Origin of the sequence: Thermogutta terrifontis, from assembly GCF_002277955.1 — a bacterium.
GTDB classification, from domain to species: Bacteria; Planctomycetota; Planctomycetia; order Pirellulales; family Thermoguttaceae; genus Thermogutta; species Thermogutta terrifontis.
Genome location: NZ_CP018477.1, coordinates 4,583,423 through 4,599,223 on the forward strand (window position 1 = coordinate 4,583,423; position 15,801 = coordinate 4,599,223).

A 15,801-nucleotide genomic window follows, 5' to 3' on the forward strand; every position below is an offset into this window, starting at 1 on the left:
GTGCATCGTATTCGCCGGTCCCCCAGGAGTTAAGGGGAGCGTGTAACGGAGCCTTCTCAAGGAGGCGCCAGGCACCACCGGACCGGGGGCCGGGGTTTCGACGGACCCCACACTGGGAACCGGCACCGGGGAACTTTCGGCAATTCTCGAAAATCCAGCGGATACCAAATCCAGTCAACGGAAAGTCAACGTCATATGGCCAGTCCTTTTAAAGTCTTCCGCAAGAACGCCAAAGTCCTGCTGGTGGGACTTTTTCTGCTTTCGATGGTCAGCTTCGTGGTCATTCCCAGCTTTCTTCAATGGCTGGAGACCCAGCGGAGGCGTACGGCAGGCATCGCGGTGACCACTGTCAAATTTGGCAATCTGTCCGACACACAACTGGCCTCCCTCCGCGTGCAACGGAGCGTGGTTCGCCGGTTCCTGGAAGCACTCATGCAGCGGATCGAGGAACTCAAGGGCAACAGCTTTCGGGTCCGCCTCGCCTTGATGACCATTGATCAACCCACCGATGAGAACCTCGTGCGATCCTGGCTCATCGCGCAGTATGCCTTGCAAACGGGTCTGAAAGTCACCGACCGAAGCGTTAATGCTTTCCTCCGTAGTTTGATTGATGCTTCGGGCGTGCCGTTGTCACAGAGTGATCTGGTCAACCTGATGAGATCCCGAAATATCGACGAGAACACTCTTTTCGCCGGTCTGGAGCATGAGCTTCTGGTCCTCCGCTACATGCAGCTTGCCGGTCTGGATCTGTTAAGTCTGCAACCAGGCCTGACCGGTGAAACGCCTGGCGCCCGCTGGGATTATTTTCTTCGCTTGAACAGAATGGCTTCCATCGAACTCTGCGCCTTCCCCGTGGAAAAATACATTAACCAGGTGCCAAGCCCCGACGAACGCACCGTGCGGAGCTTCTTCGAGGAACACAAGACCCGGCTTCCCAACCCGCAATCCCCGGAACCCGGCTTTAAAGTGCCGGACAAGGTGACCCTCGAATATCTAAAGGCCGATTTTCAGAAATGGCTCGTGAATACGAAAATTCCCGACGAGGAACTGCGGCGCGTGTACGAAGAGCGGAAGGACGAACTGTTCCTCCGACCCGCCTCGTCCGCAACAGGAGCCACGACCACTACCCCTTCCGAATCCGCGCAACCGGGAGCGAATCCCTCGTCGGGAGCGTCTCCGCAGGCTTCTCCGGAAGGCACTCCAGCGCCATCAGCCGGAGCGGAGAAGTCTCCTGCGGCAACGACGCCCGCTTCTGAACAGTCCACTCCTCAGGGTCCATCGTCCCAGGCAGAAACACCCGCTCATCCGGTGGAGCAACCTCAACAAAAGGCCGACCAAGGCACTTCCGAGCCGCAGCCGCAACCCCAGCCGGGCACCAGCGGACCTCAACCCACGCAGGGATCGCGTCACGACAGCCGCGTGAAAATGTTTTTCACCGCTTTCGAAGAAGCCACACAAAATGCCGAAGGGAACACACCGGGGAAAGAAGAGCAACCTCCAAAGGCGGAACAAACGCCGGCCGCAGCCTCCGAAACCCCACCCGCGGCCCCACCGGCTCCGGCTGCTGCACCCGAGGAAAAACCCCAACCAGGCGCTTCTTCCGTGCAGCAACCGGCGGAAAAACCAGCCACCGCGTCTGAAACGCCATCCTCCCCGGCGCAGCCCCCTGCAGCATCGCCCCAAACACCACCGCAACAACCGACTGCCGAGGTGTCCAAGTACCGTCGGTTTGAGGAGGTGAAGGATCAGGTCCGCTCGCTCATCGTCAGCGAACGGATTAAGGCGGTGCTGGACGAAATCGAAGAAATCATGCGTCAATATCAGGGCGATCTGGCCAATTACGAGACGGCCAAAGAAGAGGCGGAAAAGGCGAAACAGCCGGCTCCTCCCGCACCGACGCGTCCCGACCTCCGCAAGCTGGCCCAGGATAAGGGACTCGACTACTACGTCGTGGAAGATGCCGCGATCTGGGACCTGGCGGACCGCGACATCGGCAAGGCCATCGATCTTTCGCGCAATCCGGTACTGCGTTCGGTGTTTGATCTGGCCGAGTTCCTGCCGCTCCGGGCGGTGGACCAGGACAATAACCAATACCTGACGTGGGTTACCTCAAAGGTTAAAGAACATGTGCCGACACTGGACGAGCCAGGCATCCGCGAGCAGGTCATCCATACCTGGCGGATGCAGGAAGCGCGGAAGCTGGCCGAAAAGGAGGTCCAGGCACTGGCGGAAAAGGTTAACGCAGCGCGGCAATCGCTGGCCGACTTCTATAAGGCGACCAAACAGGCGGACTCTGCCGTGGATCTGCCGGAGCCCGTGGAAACCGAGCCATTCACCTGGCTCACCTACGGAGAGTTTGACGTGGTACGACTGACCCAATTACCGCCACGGATCAGTCCCATCAAAACCCGGGTCAAAGATCCCGCCAGCGGACTCATCGTGGAGAAGGACGTGGTCGAGGATGCCGGTAACGATTTTATGGCGGCCGTGTTCTCGCTGGATGTCGGTCAGGCGGGCCTGGCGTGGAACCGACCGCGGACCGTTGCGTACCTGGTGAGAGTCCTTGAATTTCAGCCGCCAATGGAGCAGCTTTTTGAAAGCTTCATGCGGGATACCAGGGCATCCTATTTAGATGTTGTCCAGTTCGATCTTGCAACAATTTATCAGCGTTGGGTCGAAAACCTGGAGAAGGAAGCCGGATTGAAGTGGGTACATCCGGCGGGCAGCCAAGTGCCTCTGGATTGAACCGGGATCGAGGCTGCTCCCTTTGACGGCGGTTAATTCCCCGCCGCGTCGTCCAACTCGTCGTGATGGTGGGGAGCATAGGCCTTTTCGGGATCCCCGAACAGGTGTGTGAGTTTTTCGCGAAGCATCAGCCGTGCCCGCATCAAGCGGATCTTCGCGTTCGCTTCGCTGATATTGAGCAGTCTCGCCGTCTCCGCCGTGGACAGGCCCTCGATATCCCGCAGCACAAAAACCAGACGATACTTCTCATCGAGGGATTGGAGGGCGTTTTCCACGAGCTCCCGGGTCTCTTTTCGCGCAAGGATTTCCTCAGGACTTTCCCGCCACTCGGCGATGGCCTGCGGTAATGGAAGACCGTTCTCTTCGTTCACGTGGGAACCGCCTTCCAGGGGGAGAGTGGCACGCACAGCCTGCCGTCTCAGGAGTGCCAGCGCGTGATTGGTGGCGATCCGCAGCAACCACGTGGAAAAGGCCGAGTCTCCGCGAAAATCATCCAGGTGCTCAAGCAGTGTCAGAAACGTCTGCTGAACGACCTCTTCGGCGTCATGAGGACGCGACACGATCCGCCGGGCGAGGGCGTAGATTCGGCGCTCGTACCGGTTCACCAAAGCCTCGAATGCGCTGAAGTCGCCCTTTCGGGCATCCTCCAGAAGCTGTTCGTCCGATAGTGACGGAGAGTTTTCTTCAGACAGGCTCATTCTTTTTTTCGCGCTTTTGACACGAGTCGCGGGGCAACCTCGGTTGTAATATCGCGGAATTGCCCCACCCTTGCAACGGCAGTTCGCCACCGCGGGAAGTCGGAAACCGACGCCGCCTGGCGAAACGCCGGTTACTCCGGCGAGAAAGCCGACCAGTATTCGCGGAGGATCCGCTTTGCCACCTCTTCAGGTCGAAAAGGTTCGCTCACCGGCACAAAGCGACACTCTTCAAGGTGCCGAAACCACGTGAGCTGGCGCTTGGCAAATTGACGCGTGCGGGTTTTGACCAGCTCCACGGTCTCCTCGTAAGAGTGTTTGCCCTCAAGATACTCCAGAACTTCCCGATAGCCCAGGGCTTGTCGGGCGGTATGGCTGAACGGCCGGCCCCTGCCCAGGAGGCTTTTCACCTCCTCCACGAGACCTTCAGCAAACATCTGGTTCACCCGCCGGTTGATCCGCTCATAAAGCGAGTCCCGGGGCCAATCGAGGACGAGCACACGGCCTTTTGCCACTTCTGACGGATGATCAAACTGCCGTTGCCAGTGACTGAGCGGCTGGCCGGTCTTTTCGTAAACCTCCAACGCCCGAATGATCCGCCGCAGGTCGTGGGGGTGGATTTTGCGGGCAGCGTCTGGATCCACGGAGATCAGCCTCGCGTGGAGCGACTCCGGCCCGTGGGCGTTGGCCCAGGCCCGCAATTGTTCGCGGAATTCCCAATCCGCGCCCGGCCCTTCAAACATGCCCCGCAGCAAGGCCTTTAAATACAAAGGCGTTCCCCCAACAAACAGGGCTCTCTGTTGCCGGGACCGGATGTCGGTGAGAGCCCGTTGAACATCGTCCAGGTACCGGGCAAGGCTGTAGTCCTCCCAGGGCTCGACCATGTCGATCAGGTGATGACGGACGCGGCTGCGTTCTGCTGCCGTGGGTTTGGCCGTTCCAATATCCATCCCTTTGTACACGGCCATCGAATCGAGGGAGACGATCTCCGCGCGAAGCTCCTCGGCCAGGCAAATCCCCACCGCGGTTTTACCCGAGGCGGTCGGACCGACCAGAAACAACGCGTCCTGAATATCCACGCGCTTTTCGTAAGGCATTTTCAGGCTTTCTTTCCCGACGGGAACAGCTTGGCAGAGGTGAGGCTCCGGGACGCTCTCCGATACCAGTAATTCTCACTGACATAAGCACGGCTGACGAGCGTCGGGGATCATTCGCCGGTCAGCCGGCCCACGCACGTCAAGACCCCAATTTGTAAAATTTTCTATCATGGCACCGACCCACTCTTGCATCGAGTCATGAACCGGCTAAACTGAGCGATGAATTTTAACTGACGAAATTCCGCATCGGATTGCGTCAGGCTTTCGAGAGTGTGGCAAGGCGGGCGGCGGATGTGGAAACGGCTTGTATCTTTTTGGAAACATCGCGGTGAAATGTCCGTTTGCCCGGTAGTCCGATGGCAAACTCTGGCTGGCAAGTGGAGGATGGTCATGCTGCAGAAAACACTTTCCCGATGGCTTGTGTGTTTGATCGCTGTCGCTTTCCTGACCGGTTGTCCAAAACCTGCCACTGAGCGCGGGCAAAAACCGGCCGCGCATACAACAGGGCCCGCCGCAAGCGAAGCCACGCCGAGTACGGCCGAGTCCGCGGCGCCCTCAACAACTGAGGCAGCTCCTCAACCCAGTGAGGCACAACCGGCCGAGCAACCGCAGCAGCCGGCACCCTCCGAGGAGGCGGCGAAGCCTGAGACTCAGGAGACAGCCCCAGCTCCGGCGCAGCAGGAGGCCATGCCCGCTCCGGAAATGACCTCCCCAGCAACCGAGAGCCAACCTGCGCAACCCGCCGCGCCGCAGGAATCGGCGGAAAAACCCAAGGAAGAGGCCCCAAGTCCTGCTGAGAAGCCCGCTGAATCCGCGCCCGCCGGAGCGCAGAGCGCAGCCCCTCAGGGAACTCCGTACGAAGTTAAAGTACCGCTGGGGCTTCCCCCTCTCCCCATTCCGGAAGACAATCCCATGACCGTGGAGAAAATCGAGCTGGGCAAGATGTTGTACTTTGATAAGCGCGTCAGTGCGGATGGCTCAGTCTCCTGCGCGACGTGCCACGATCCAAACATGGCCTGGGCGGAACACACGCCAACGAGCAAGGGCATCCACGGCCAGGTAGGCACCCGCAATGCCCCCACCGTTATCAATGCCGCCTATGCAACCTCGCAGTTCTGGGATGGTCGAGCGAAAACCCTCGAGGAGCAAGCGCTGGGACCGGTAGCCAATCCGATCGAGATGGGCCACACCATCGAGGGGATGGTGCAGACACTGGACGGGATTCCCCAGTATAAGGAGCTGTTTCAGAAAGTGTTCGGAACAGGGGTCACGCCGGAGAATTTCGCCAAGGCCATCGCCGCTTTTGAACGCACGGTGCTGAGCGGCAATTCACCGTATGACCGGTATCGGGCGGGTGATCAAAACGCCCTCACCGAGGCGCAGAAGCGCGGGCTTAAGGTGTTTGAAGAATCTGGCTGTGCGGACTGCCACACCCCACCCCTTTTCAGCAGCTATGAGTTCTACAACGCGGGTGTGGGCATGAACAAGGAAAAGCCGGACGAAGGCCGCAAGGCCGTCACGGGAAAGGATGAGGATTTCGGCAAGTTCCGTGTTCCCAGCCTGCGAGAGGTTGCCAACACGGCTCCGTATTTCCACGACGGCAGTGCCGCCACACTTGAGGAAGCGGTCGCCGTGATGGCGGCGGGTGGAATTGATAATCCCCACCGATCCGAGGAGTTCGACACCGTTCGAGAAGCCAAGATCACTCCCGAGCAACAGAAGGACCTTGTGGAGTTCCTGAAGGCCCTTTCCGGCGAATTTCCCAAAGTTGAGCCGCCCCAACTGCCGTAACCATCATTTTTCGCCGCAGTCCTGAACTCATCGCAGGAGCGGGTGCTGACACAGATCAATCAGATCACCTTCGCCTTCTCACCGGCAATCTCGATGAGCATTTCGCCGGTGCTGCAGGTGAAGGTGATTTTTCTTCCGTGAGTTCCTCCCACATCTTCGGCGGTAATGGGGATGCCCGCCATCTTCAAAATCTCCCGGATAGTCGCAACATTATCGTCTCCAATTTGCAGGGGGCCACCCACGCGGAACATGTTCGCGCCGCCTGCAATTTTCGCCACAAGTCCCGGTTTGGGGCAGCCCATTCTGGCGAGTTGCTCCAGCATGTAGGGAATCGCCGTATCGGCAAATTTTCCCGGCTGACCGTTCTGCCCATGTGATTTAGGAAGCACCACATGGGCAATGGCCGCCAGGCTCAGCCGGGGATGCCACAGGACAACCGCCACACACGATCCGAGAACCGATGTGAACTGGGTGGCACGATCACCTGTGGCGATCTGGCCCATCCCGACGTTGATCGCCTGTCCTTTGACGGGAATTGTTCCAGGATTTGCCAGACTGTGCATGGTTATTCCCTACCGTTATCTCAATGGGTGGTTTGTCTTCCTTGGGTGCCTGGGACGGTTTTTGAATTCAGTTCTTCGGTTTGATGGCGATGGCATTTTCCAGCATCCGACGGAATTCTGGAGATGGCACGAAAAGCACGTGCCAGTTCAGGGCCTCCCCTTCACGATGGAACCCGGTCCGACCAATGAGCGCCATATCCGATGCGGCAGCCTGCTCTACCAGGGCCTGCTGGATGACGCTGGCAAAATAATCGCGTACGAAATACGGCGGACTGGGGATGATGGCACGGCCGAGCAATCGGGTCAATGCGTTCATGTAGGCACATCCCAAGATGTTGCCTGTTTCCGTAAGCGCCGAAATCTCCAGTTCATCCCATTCGGGACTGGTGTTGCGAACGCGTCGGGTTAAAGTGGCCGCCAGTTGTCGAGCGTTATCCTCGTCGAAAGTGAGGATCAGCACGGTGCCCGGATCCGATTCGACCCCCAGGATCACCATGGTGAGGAGGTCATCGCCGAATCCGAGTTCGCTGGTCACTGAATGAAGCGGGATTTCCCGCACCTCATCGAGAGTCAGGGTGATCAATCCATCCGTCCACCGGCACATCGCCGCTGACGCATCATAAGTGGCAGCGGCAAAGAGGGGACGAAAGATTTCTGCTCGGTTGGTTGCAACGGTGCTGGTCATGAGTGTTCCTTTGACAGTTCACGCATGCTCATTAAAAAGGACACACGAGACACCGAACTCCGTTCCACCCCTTGTTCTCGAAGCCACGCACTCCTTCATGAATATGCCGCACTCCGACGTCCGATCATGCCCAAAAGGGCGGCCACGTCGAGAATGAGCGACACGCGGCCGTTCCCCAGAATGCTCGCCCCGGCAATACCCGGGATATTGCGATAGTTTTCAGCGATCGATTTGATGACGACATCCTCTTCGCCGAGGACCTCGTCCACCACCAGCCCGACTTCGTGCTCCTCGTCACCTAAAACAACCAGGGTTGTTTCTTCGCGGGAACCATCCCCGAAACACGACCCATAGCAGTGCGAGGCAAACACCTCTCCCAGCTCAATGACCGAAATGACGCGGTCCCTAATGCGGGCGGTTTTCATCCCGTGGACGGTCGTCAGGTTATCACGACGGGCGGCCACGATCTCACGCACTGCCTCGATGGGCATGGCGAAGACGTCACCGTCAATCCGCACCAGCAGGCTAGGCAAGATCGCCAGGGTGAGCGGTAACTTGATGGTGACCTTTGTTCCCACGCCCGGTTCACTCGCCAGTTCAATGGCACCGCTCAGTTCTTCGATCTTGGCTTTGACGATGTCCATGCCCATTCCGCGGCCGGAGACCTCCGTGACTTTCTCGGCGGTACTCAGGCCGGGCAGAAAAATGAGCTGGTAAATCTCCTCGCGAGACATTTTTTCTGCCTGGGCAGGACTGATGAGATTGCGATCGAGGGCTTTCTTGAGAATCCGATCGGCATCCAGCCCCTTCCCATCATCGCTCACTTCAATCACGATGGAGTTCCCACGATGGAAAGCGTTGAGCGTGATGGTTCCGACCGGCGGTTTGCCCAGCTTTGCCCGCACTTCTGGCGGCTCAATTCCGTGGTCCGCGGCATTGCGGACCAGATGGATGAGCGGATCGCCCAGTTCATCGATCATCCGTTTATCAAGCTCGGTTTTTTCTCCATTGATCACGAGCTGGATGTGTTTCCCATTCAGACGGGTCACATCGCGGACCACCCGTTTAAACCGATTGAAGAGTGGCCCGATGGGCACCATCCGCGTCTCCATCACCGCCCGTTGTATTCCATCCGTGACACGATCGAGCTGATGGACGGCCTCCATAAGCTGGTTGACAGCGACGCGGGCTTCGGCAACTGCTTCCAGTTCCTGGCTGAGCAGGTCCAGCTCTTTCTCCAGCCGATTCCAGGAAAGGCGGCTGAGACCTGCTGAATTGCGCGATGGCCCATCAACGTCTGACCAGGCGGCAAGCCTTTCCAGGGAGTCTTTCACGCCGCGCAGTATCTGAACAGCCCGATTACCGTGGAACCGCTGTTTGAGCTTTTCCGACAGTTCAGTCAGCCTTGCGCGTGTGATCACAAGCTGGCCGGCCAGGTTCATGAGCTGATCCAGACGCTCAATGTCCACGCGGAGTGTTTCCACACTCTTGGCCGATTCCGCGGTTTTCGCCTTGGTGTTTCCCTGGTCATCTGGATGGGTTGAAGAAATCGGCAGGCCCGTGTTCCCTTTTACTGCTGCCTGTGCTGCCCCGCCGCGCACAACCCCGTCTGATTTGCTGTTCCCAACTGCTGCATTGCCTGGAGAGACAACCCGTTCGGGAGTGAGTGGATGCAGTTTAATGCCCCGCACCCCTCCCACGCGGAGCACCTGGGTTACTTCCTCCAGGGATCTCTCGGTGGCGACGATGAACTCTACGGCAGGAAGGGTCTCGCGATCTTCCAGTTCGTCGACAGGAGGAATGTATTCCAGGACCTCGCCGATGTGGCAGAGTTTTTCGTGGAGCAGTTGGCCTTTCAGTCCACTCAACTGTAAACCGGGTTGCAGCTCGACGCGGCCGACAATGACCGCTCGATCGAATTCACGGGCTTTTTCCAGGAGTTGAGCCGGCGGCCATTGATTCGACGCGTTCTCCTCCGGTTGAGGCTGTCCAGAGCGCGCAACCTCGTTATTTTCCGGAGAATGGCGACTCACCTGTTCCGCCCGGTTTACCCCCTGCGCCACCACCTGCTGATAAGCCAGCAATGCTGCGGCAGCGGGCGTGAAATCTACCGTGGGAGCTGTTCCCTGGCGAAGCTGTTCCAGGAATTCACGAAGGCTATCCGTGGCCCTCAGCAGCCAATCGTTGAGCTCGGAGGTAAGACTCTTGCCCTGATCAAGCAGCATCTGAAGGACATCTTCCATCAGATGAGCCAGTTTCGAGGCCCGATGGAAACCGACCGAAGCTGCCGCTCCTTTGATCCGGTGGGCGGTGCAGAGAATGTTCTCCAATTCCTCGCGGGTGCCCCCACCTTCCACGGCCACCAGCGTCTCGCTCAACGAGTCGAGGCCCTGCTCCAACTCGTCAATGAAAAGGGCCAGATATTTCGAGTTAAGATCGGCCTCATCGGTCACCTGCTGGAATTCCGCGATAGCGCGGTCCAGAAACTCTTTTGGCACGGCCAACGAGAGAGGCCTTTCCTGTGGTGGCGATCCCTCCTCGGTGAGAACCTGTTGCACTCCCTGCACGGCGTGATCGAGAACCTGTTCCACATGCCTGGACAGGGATGACGCGCTGGCTCGTTCTCCCTCCAGAACGCGTATCATCGCCTCAACGACATCGGCCGCCTCAATCGGTTCAGGCGTCGGATCCTTGAGGGCTTCCACCATTGCCCGCAAGCGGTCGGCGGCCCGAAACATCAAGTCCACCACGTCGTGATCAAGCCGCAGCTCATTTTTCCGTGCCGCATCGAACAGATTCTCCAGCTTGTGTGTCAATTGATTGATATTGGTGAGATTAAGCATCGCCGACAGCCCTTTCAGGCTGTGGGCGGCGCGAAACATTTCATTCAGAGTTTCCACGTCAAACGTGGTGGCGTCGCTGGGTGGCCGCTGCCGCAACCACTCGTCGAGCGTCAACAAGTTCTCATTGAGGCGATCCAGAAGCTGAGTGGCTTCATCCAGGAAATCCCCCAGCATTTCCTGAAACATGTCATCGCTCAGGTAAGCATCCATGGTCACAGCTTCTCGTTGGCAGGTCGTTCAGGCGGGTGACAAATGCCAGCTACCTGGGTGGGAAAACTCGCGGCATGCCTCTCCGCGACCTCCCTGTTGGAAATTTCCTAAAATTGGCGATGGATTCCCATCGTATGGCGGGAATGCGAATCCTTCTCTTCAGAGAGGCGACCTCTCTTCATCTGGCTAAGAAAAGATAGGTCGCAAAAATGACATGGCAACTCGCGAAAGTGGGTTGTTCCGGTTCGAGCTTATGACGCGGGATTCCCGAACCAGGCGGTGAATCCCCGGTTATTCCCATGGATGGTGGATCGCCGGTTGCTCGCAGAGTCGATTTGTGCCACCGATCCGCCCCGACCCGGCTCAATCCGGATTTATGGCCTCTGCATCATTTTCAGAAAAAGGTGAATTAGCGACCGGCTGGCGCGGTTCACCCACCCTCAGGCGGAAACGCACCAAGGAGAACAATCAAAAGACAGTTCGATTTCGGGGCGGTTCGGGAAAAGCGTCTGTCTGATGCAATGGGTGCTGTCGCACCACCTGCGGCCAGCCCTGGACAATTATTCTTCCTGCAACCGGTGATGGACGACCGGCTGTCCCCATGAGAGAAAGCGCTCATCGTGCGTGACGAGGATGATTTGCCTTTCGGGATGTGCGTGGAGAAACTGTCGCAGATTTTCGCGTCGGTTCTCGTCCCACATGTGGAAACAATCGTCGAGAAGGAGCGGCAAAATGACCTCGCCTGCCAGACGATCGAGCACTGCCCAGCGGATGGCCAGCGCGAGCTGATCCCGCGTGCCCTGGCTCAATTTTTCCCACCCGAAGACCTCCTGGCCGTTCGGGTTTCCCGCAAAAATCCGAAAACCGACGACAAAATCCCCATCGACGCAGAACTCGCGATCCTGGCGTCCTGTCCAGTCGGCCATGAGTCTGTTGATCCCCTTTTGAAATGCTTCCCGATGGCGTGATGAATAAAGCTGGTAGGCCTCCCCAATCAATCGGGAAGCCTGGACAATCGCCCTGGCACGCATTTCCAACTGCTTCAACTGCTCGTCGATGGATGCCAATTCTTCCCGAGCCCGAGCCACGTTAACCATGTTCTGCCCTTCCCAGCGTGCAAGCTCCGTCTCCCGGTCGTTGCGTTGACGGCGAAGTTCTTCCAGAGTCTGCTCCAGCCTCGCCAGCTCTTCGTTGCGCTGGCCCACCTCACGCTCCAAATGGTCGGCCTCCCAGTTCCACGCATCTTCGGCCAGCGGACTTTCCCGCTTAAACTGGCCCAGCTCCGCGAGAAGGATGTGGAAATCCTCCTCAACCTTCTTCAGATTCTCTTCTAGTTCCTGCCCTGTTGAGACTCCCACGCTGCGGAGAAGCGTCTCCCTTTGCTGCTCGAGTGAACCATGCTTCTGTTCCCAGTGGAGAAATTCTTCCAGCAGTTTGAATCCCTGCGCGAGCTGTGCCTCTTCCAAGAGCCGCCCAGAACTGGTGCGTTCCTCCGGGGGAATACCGCAAAGCTCGAGAACTTCCTCCGGCACCGCAGCAAGCAGCAGACGGCCCCGCGCTTCTTCCAGACTTTGCTGCTCCCGAGAAAAATTTTCGCGAGCCTCCAGGAAAGCCTGGTAGCGTCCCAGTCCCCGATGGAGCTGCTTGAGATCCCGGGTACCCGCCCACGCTTCAATGCTGCTCGCCACTCGTTCCACGCTTTCCCGCACCTGACGCAACGCCTCTTCGCACTGTTCCACTTCCTGCTGGCGGAGAGTGTACTCTGCCGGCCAGCGTGTGGGTCGATAGACCCGGGAGATGCCCCATCCCGCGGCCACCGCCACAAGCAAACCCGCAACCACGCCCAACAGCACGTATCCGAGCAGACCCAAAATCCCTGCGACAACTCCGCCCCCGACGGCAGCCCCACCCAAAACCACTGGCCACTGGCGTCCGCGATCAATGACGGGCTGAACCCGCTGCCACTCCAACCGGGATTGCGCGAGCCGTTCTTCCGCCTTTTTCAGATGGTCAATCTCTTGTTGAAGACGTTCAATCTGCTGGGGTGCGTCTTCCGGCCAGTGGCAAACGTCGGCAAACCGTTCCCGGGGATTCGAAGAAGCCAGTCGGCGGGCTCTCTCGGCCACATCTCGGGCCAGGTCCCGGTAGCCCTGCAACTGTTCATACCACCGTTTTCGTGCTTCCGGGGTGGCCTTCCGCAAAAACACGGGAAACTGTTCTGCGGCTACCTGAAGCGTCGCTTCTTCCTGGAGGAGGCGCTGCCACTCGTCCTTTGCTTTTTTCAGGCGGTCCCGGGTCTCTGCTTTGAGGCGATGTTCCCGACGAAATTGGCGGACACGGTCCAGCACTTCCAGTTCCAGCTTCCGGTCCTGCCGGGTCTTTTCCTTTTCGCTGATCGATCGCGCCAGACCTTCAATCTCTTCACGGATACGCAGTCCCGTTTCGAGGTGCTGTTCCGCCTGACGAATGGCGTTTTCGAGCTCCTGCCGCTTTTGACGGAGTTCATCCAGTTCACCGGGAGTACGGGCATCGGCAGTGGCAAGCCCGGCCGCCCGCGATTCTCTGGTGATGTCCCGATGCCGTTTGAGGAGGAGGCCGAGGGCCTGGTCCTTGGTATTCTCTCCCGCACCGGCGATCAACGATTGAATGATTCTCCCCTGGCCGTCCGATTGTGGATCAAACGGAGGGCTCAGCATCGCCAGGCGGACGAACGCTTCGGCGGAAATGGAGGCAAAGTACTTCTGGGTCAGCGACGTCCACTGCTCGGCATCAGCGGTTCGTCCGCGCCGCCGGTGACGAGATAGGTGGAGAGGCCTCCAGCCTTCTTCTGCCCTGGTTTGAAGTTCCACGCGGTGGGTGTGGAAATCGCGCTCCACACGAAACTCACCGTCACAGGTAGCGGAGGCGCTTTCTCGATCTTTGTTAATCGGGATCCGCGCGTATTCCAACGCTGCCTGATACGGTCCCTCGGCCACATACCAGTTACGGTCGGGTGGATCGTAATCCCAGAGAATCGCCGCCACGAGACGAAGCAGGGTGGTTTTGCCTGTTTCGTTCGGGCCACAGTACACACACAGGCCCTGCCTCGAGAACTCGAACCGATGCCGCCCCCGCCAGGGACCACAATTGACCACCTCCAGCGCCGTTAAGACAACCCGCGTCATGAGTTGGATCGCCCCTCCGTCCGTCGCCATCCCAGGGCCAGAAGCCCCTCATGAAGGACCGCGGTACTCTCTTGGGCAGCCACGTTGCCTTTCTGTTTCCACTCCTGCCACTGCCGTACAAAATATCCCACAAGGCTCTCTTCCGCAGCCAGGGCTTCAATGTCCGGAGACACCAGTTGTTCCAGCCCCTCGGCCGTCACCACACAGGGGAGGGCCTTCTCGCACAAGAACTTTTTGAGTTGCTCCACCAGATCAGGACACAGCGTGTGACCTGTGAGTCGAACACCATGAATCCATGTGACGGAGTTTTCCGAAGGGCCATCCCCACACTGCCTGACGATACGCTCCCCGAGTTGCTCGGCAGTTTCGTCCGGCCGCACGTGGATTTCCAGGATTTTCCAGGCACAGCCCAAAAGACCGGCCTCACTGAGAGATTCAATGCGAAGCTGACCGTGATCCCATCTCACAAGGGAAAAACAACCGCTGCCCGGATCCGAAAGCCGTGGTCCCACCGGTGGCCCTGGATAATGCGCCACGCAGCGCCGTGCGAGCCATTCTCTTCGGCTGTGGATATGTCCAAGGGCCAGGTAATCGTAGCCAAGCTCCGCTGCTTCTCGGTGGGAAATCCAGAAACACCGTTCGCTTTCGATCACGTGGGGTGGGAAATAATCTGCCACCGTCGCGTGAAACAGGCCAATGAGAAGGGCGTCGTCGGGATTCGTGGGGAGAATATCTTTTCGCGATGGCAAAGTTAGCTTATGTCCGGGGGGAACTTTTCCGGCCTGATAGGCCGCCGAGACAACAGCGCATTGGCGTCCCACCAGGTCTCCCCTCCAAACCACCTCGGGATGGGGAGTATTGACGAGGAAGCCCGGCCAGCCCGGCTGCCGGTACACACACTGGGCATAGCTGAATTCGTCATGGTTGCCCGGCACAGTGATCACCGGGACCACCTGAGCGATTTTTCCCAGAGCAGTTCGGACGCTTGCGACCAGGTCAGCCGCAGGAGCATATTCATCGAACAGATCGCCGGCAATGAGCACCAGCCCCACCGGACAGTCTGGGCGGGCAATCCAGGTGGCGAGGCGATCCAAAAGGTCGTGCCGGGCGGCCAGGAGATGCGAACGATAACGTTCATCGATTTCGGGCTGCGGTGCAGCTCCCAAATGGAGATCAGCCAGATGAAGGATGGAATTTCGCATTGCCCCAGGTCTTTAAACAGTCACCGATTGGCATCGCCCGGCGGATTTGTTGACTTAAACGCCCACCCCGGCCCAGCCACTTCCGCAAGGGCATACAGCGCGGCAGATTCAGTACCGCGGGGAGGCGGTAGCCCAACACGGTAGTGGAAGGCTTACTGACGAATCACTTGGGCTTTTTCGGTCGGGGGACCACCTGGGCGCACCGTTTGCACCGGGTGCGTTGTGTGTTGAGCTTAGCACCACATTTTGGACATCGCCGATTGTGCAAAAGGTGGTAAAATTTCGTCCGTGGTCTCGTCCGCATCGATTCTTCACCCTCTTTTCCGAGAATCACCTTTCGCGTGGCTATTTCCAAAACCTGAAAAACTTCATGATAGAGGCCTTTCCACCCTGCGCCAACGGTAGGAGACGCTGGCGACGTCTACCTGTGGGGGGGGTAGAAGGTGGCCGAGGATGTAGGGGCGCTTCATGGATCACCCCAACCGGGGTGACGCAGCACACCCGCGTGGAGGCAATTCACGAATTGCCCCTGTCACGGCATGCTCACACAAGAACTGCGTTCCGCCCAAGGCCCCTGATCCATCGCCACTTTCGCCCCCACCGTTGAGATGGTATGTGCGCAGTTCATCGTAGGGGCTATTCATGAATTGCCCCCTGCCGTCAGATCCCTCCGGGTTGAAATCCGCTCCTACGCGAACCCGTGTAGACGCTTCCGCCCCCATCGGCGGAAGAAAAGTGGGGATGCGCTATCCTTGACCTCCCTAGACAGGTGAGGTGCTATGGACACAGCGTAGATTAATAATTTC

At 58.5% G+C, this 15,801-nt stretch carries 9 protein-coding genes; 2 read left to right on the forward strand and 7 right to left on the reverse strand.

What is annotated here, in order from left to right:
• The first annotated feature begins 195 nt into the window (after window positions 1–195).
• A complete protein-coding gene (locus tag THTE_RS16980) occupies window positions 196–2,745 on the forward strand; it encodes a hypothetical protein (protein ID WP_095416561.1) in 2,550 nt (849 codons plus the stop codon).
• A gap of 32 nt (window positions 2,746–2,777) precedes the next feature.
• Here THTE_RS16980 and THTE_RS16985 read toward each other — a convergent pair whose 3' ends face one another.
• Complete coding sequence (locus THTE_RS16985; protein ID WP_095416562.1) at window positions 2,778–3,443, reverse strand: sigma-70 family RNA polymerase sigma factor; 666 nt, start codon at window positions 3,441–3,443, stop codon at window positions 2,778–2,780.
• Between the two features lie 131 nt (window positions 3,444–3,574).
• Window positions 3,575–4,537, reverse strand: coding sequence for a tRNA (adenosine(37)-N6)-dimethylallyltransferase MiaA (miaA, locus tag THTE_RS16990; protein WP_095416563.1), 963 nt, complete (start codon window positions 4,535–4,537; stop codon window positions 3,575–3,577).
• Window positions 4,538–4,927: 390 nt separating this feature from the next.
• Between miaA and THTE_RS16995 the strand changes: the two genes are divergently transcribed.
• Window positions 4,928–6,328: a cytochrome-c peroxidase gene (locus tag THTE_RS16995; RefSeq protein WP_168175887.1), complete on the forward strand. Its 1,401-nt coding sequence runs from the start codon at window positions 4,928–4,930 to the stop codon at window positions 6,326–6,328.
• Window positions 6,329–6,387: 59 nt separating this feature from the next.
• Here the strand turns inward: THTE_RS16995 and THTE_RS17000 are convergent, their stop codons facing one another.
• The 5 genes from THTE_RS17000 to THTE_RS17020 all read right to left on the reverse strand — a co-directional run bounded on the left by THTE_RS17000 (window position 6,388) and on the right by THTE_RS17020 (window position 14,995).
• Window positions 6,388–6,891 (reverse strand): chemotaxis protein CheD, encoded by a 504-nt coding sequence (locus THTE_RS17000; RefSeq protein WP_095416565.1) that lies wholly within the window; start codon window positions 6,889–6,891, stop codon window positions 6,388–6,390.
• Window positions 6,892–6,958: 67 nt separating this feature from the next.
• Window positions 6,959–7,576 (reverse strand): chemotaxis protein CheC, encoded by a 618-nt coding sequence (locus THTE_RS17005; protein ID WP_237260166.1) that lies wholly within the window; start codon window positions 7,574–7,576, stop codon window positions 6,959–6,961.
• Window positions 7,577–7,671: 95 nt separating this feature from the next.
• Complete coding sequence (locus tag THTE_RS17010; protein ID WP_095416566.1) at window positions 7,672–10,629, reverse strand: chemotaxis protein CheA; 2,958 nt, start codon at window positions 10,627–10,629, stop codon at window positions 7,672–7,674.
• Between the two features lie 560 nt (window positions 10,630–11,189).
• Window positions 11,190–13,793, reverse strand: coding sequence for a hypothetical protein (locus tag THTE_RS17015; RefSeq protein ID WP_095416567.1), 2,604 nt, complete (start codon window positions 13,791–13,793; stop codon window positions 11,190–11,192).
• Window positions 13,790–14,995: a metallophosphoesterase family protein gene (locus THTE_RS17020; protein ID WP_095416568.1), complete on the reverse strand. Its 1,206-nt coding sequence runs from the start codon at window positions 14,993–14,995 to the stop codon at window positions 13,790–13,792. Before THTE_RS17020 ends, THTE_RS17015 begins: the two co-directional genes overlap by 4 nt.
• Between the last annotated feature and the right edge of the window lie 806 nt (window positions 14,996–15,801).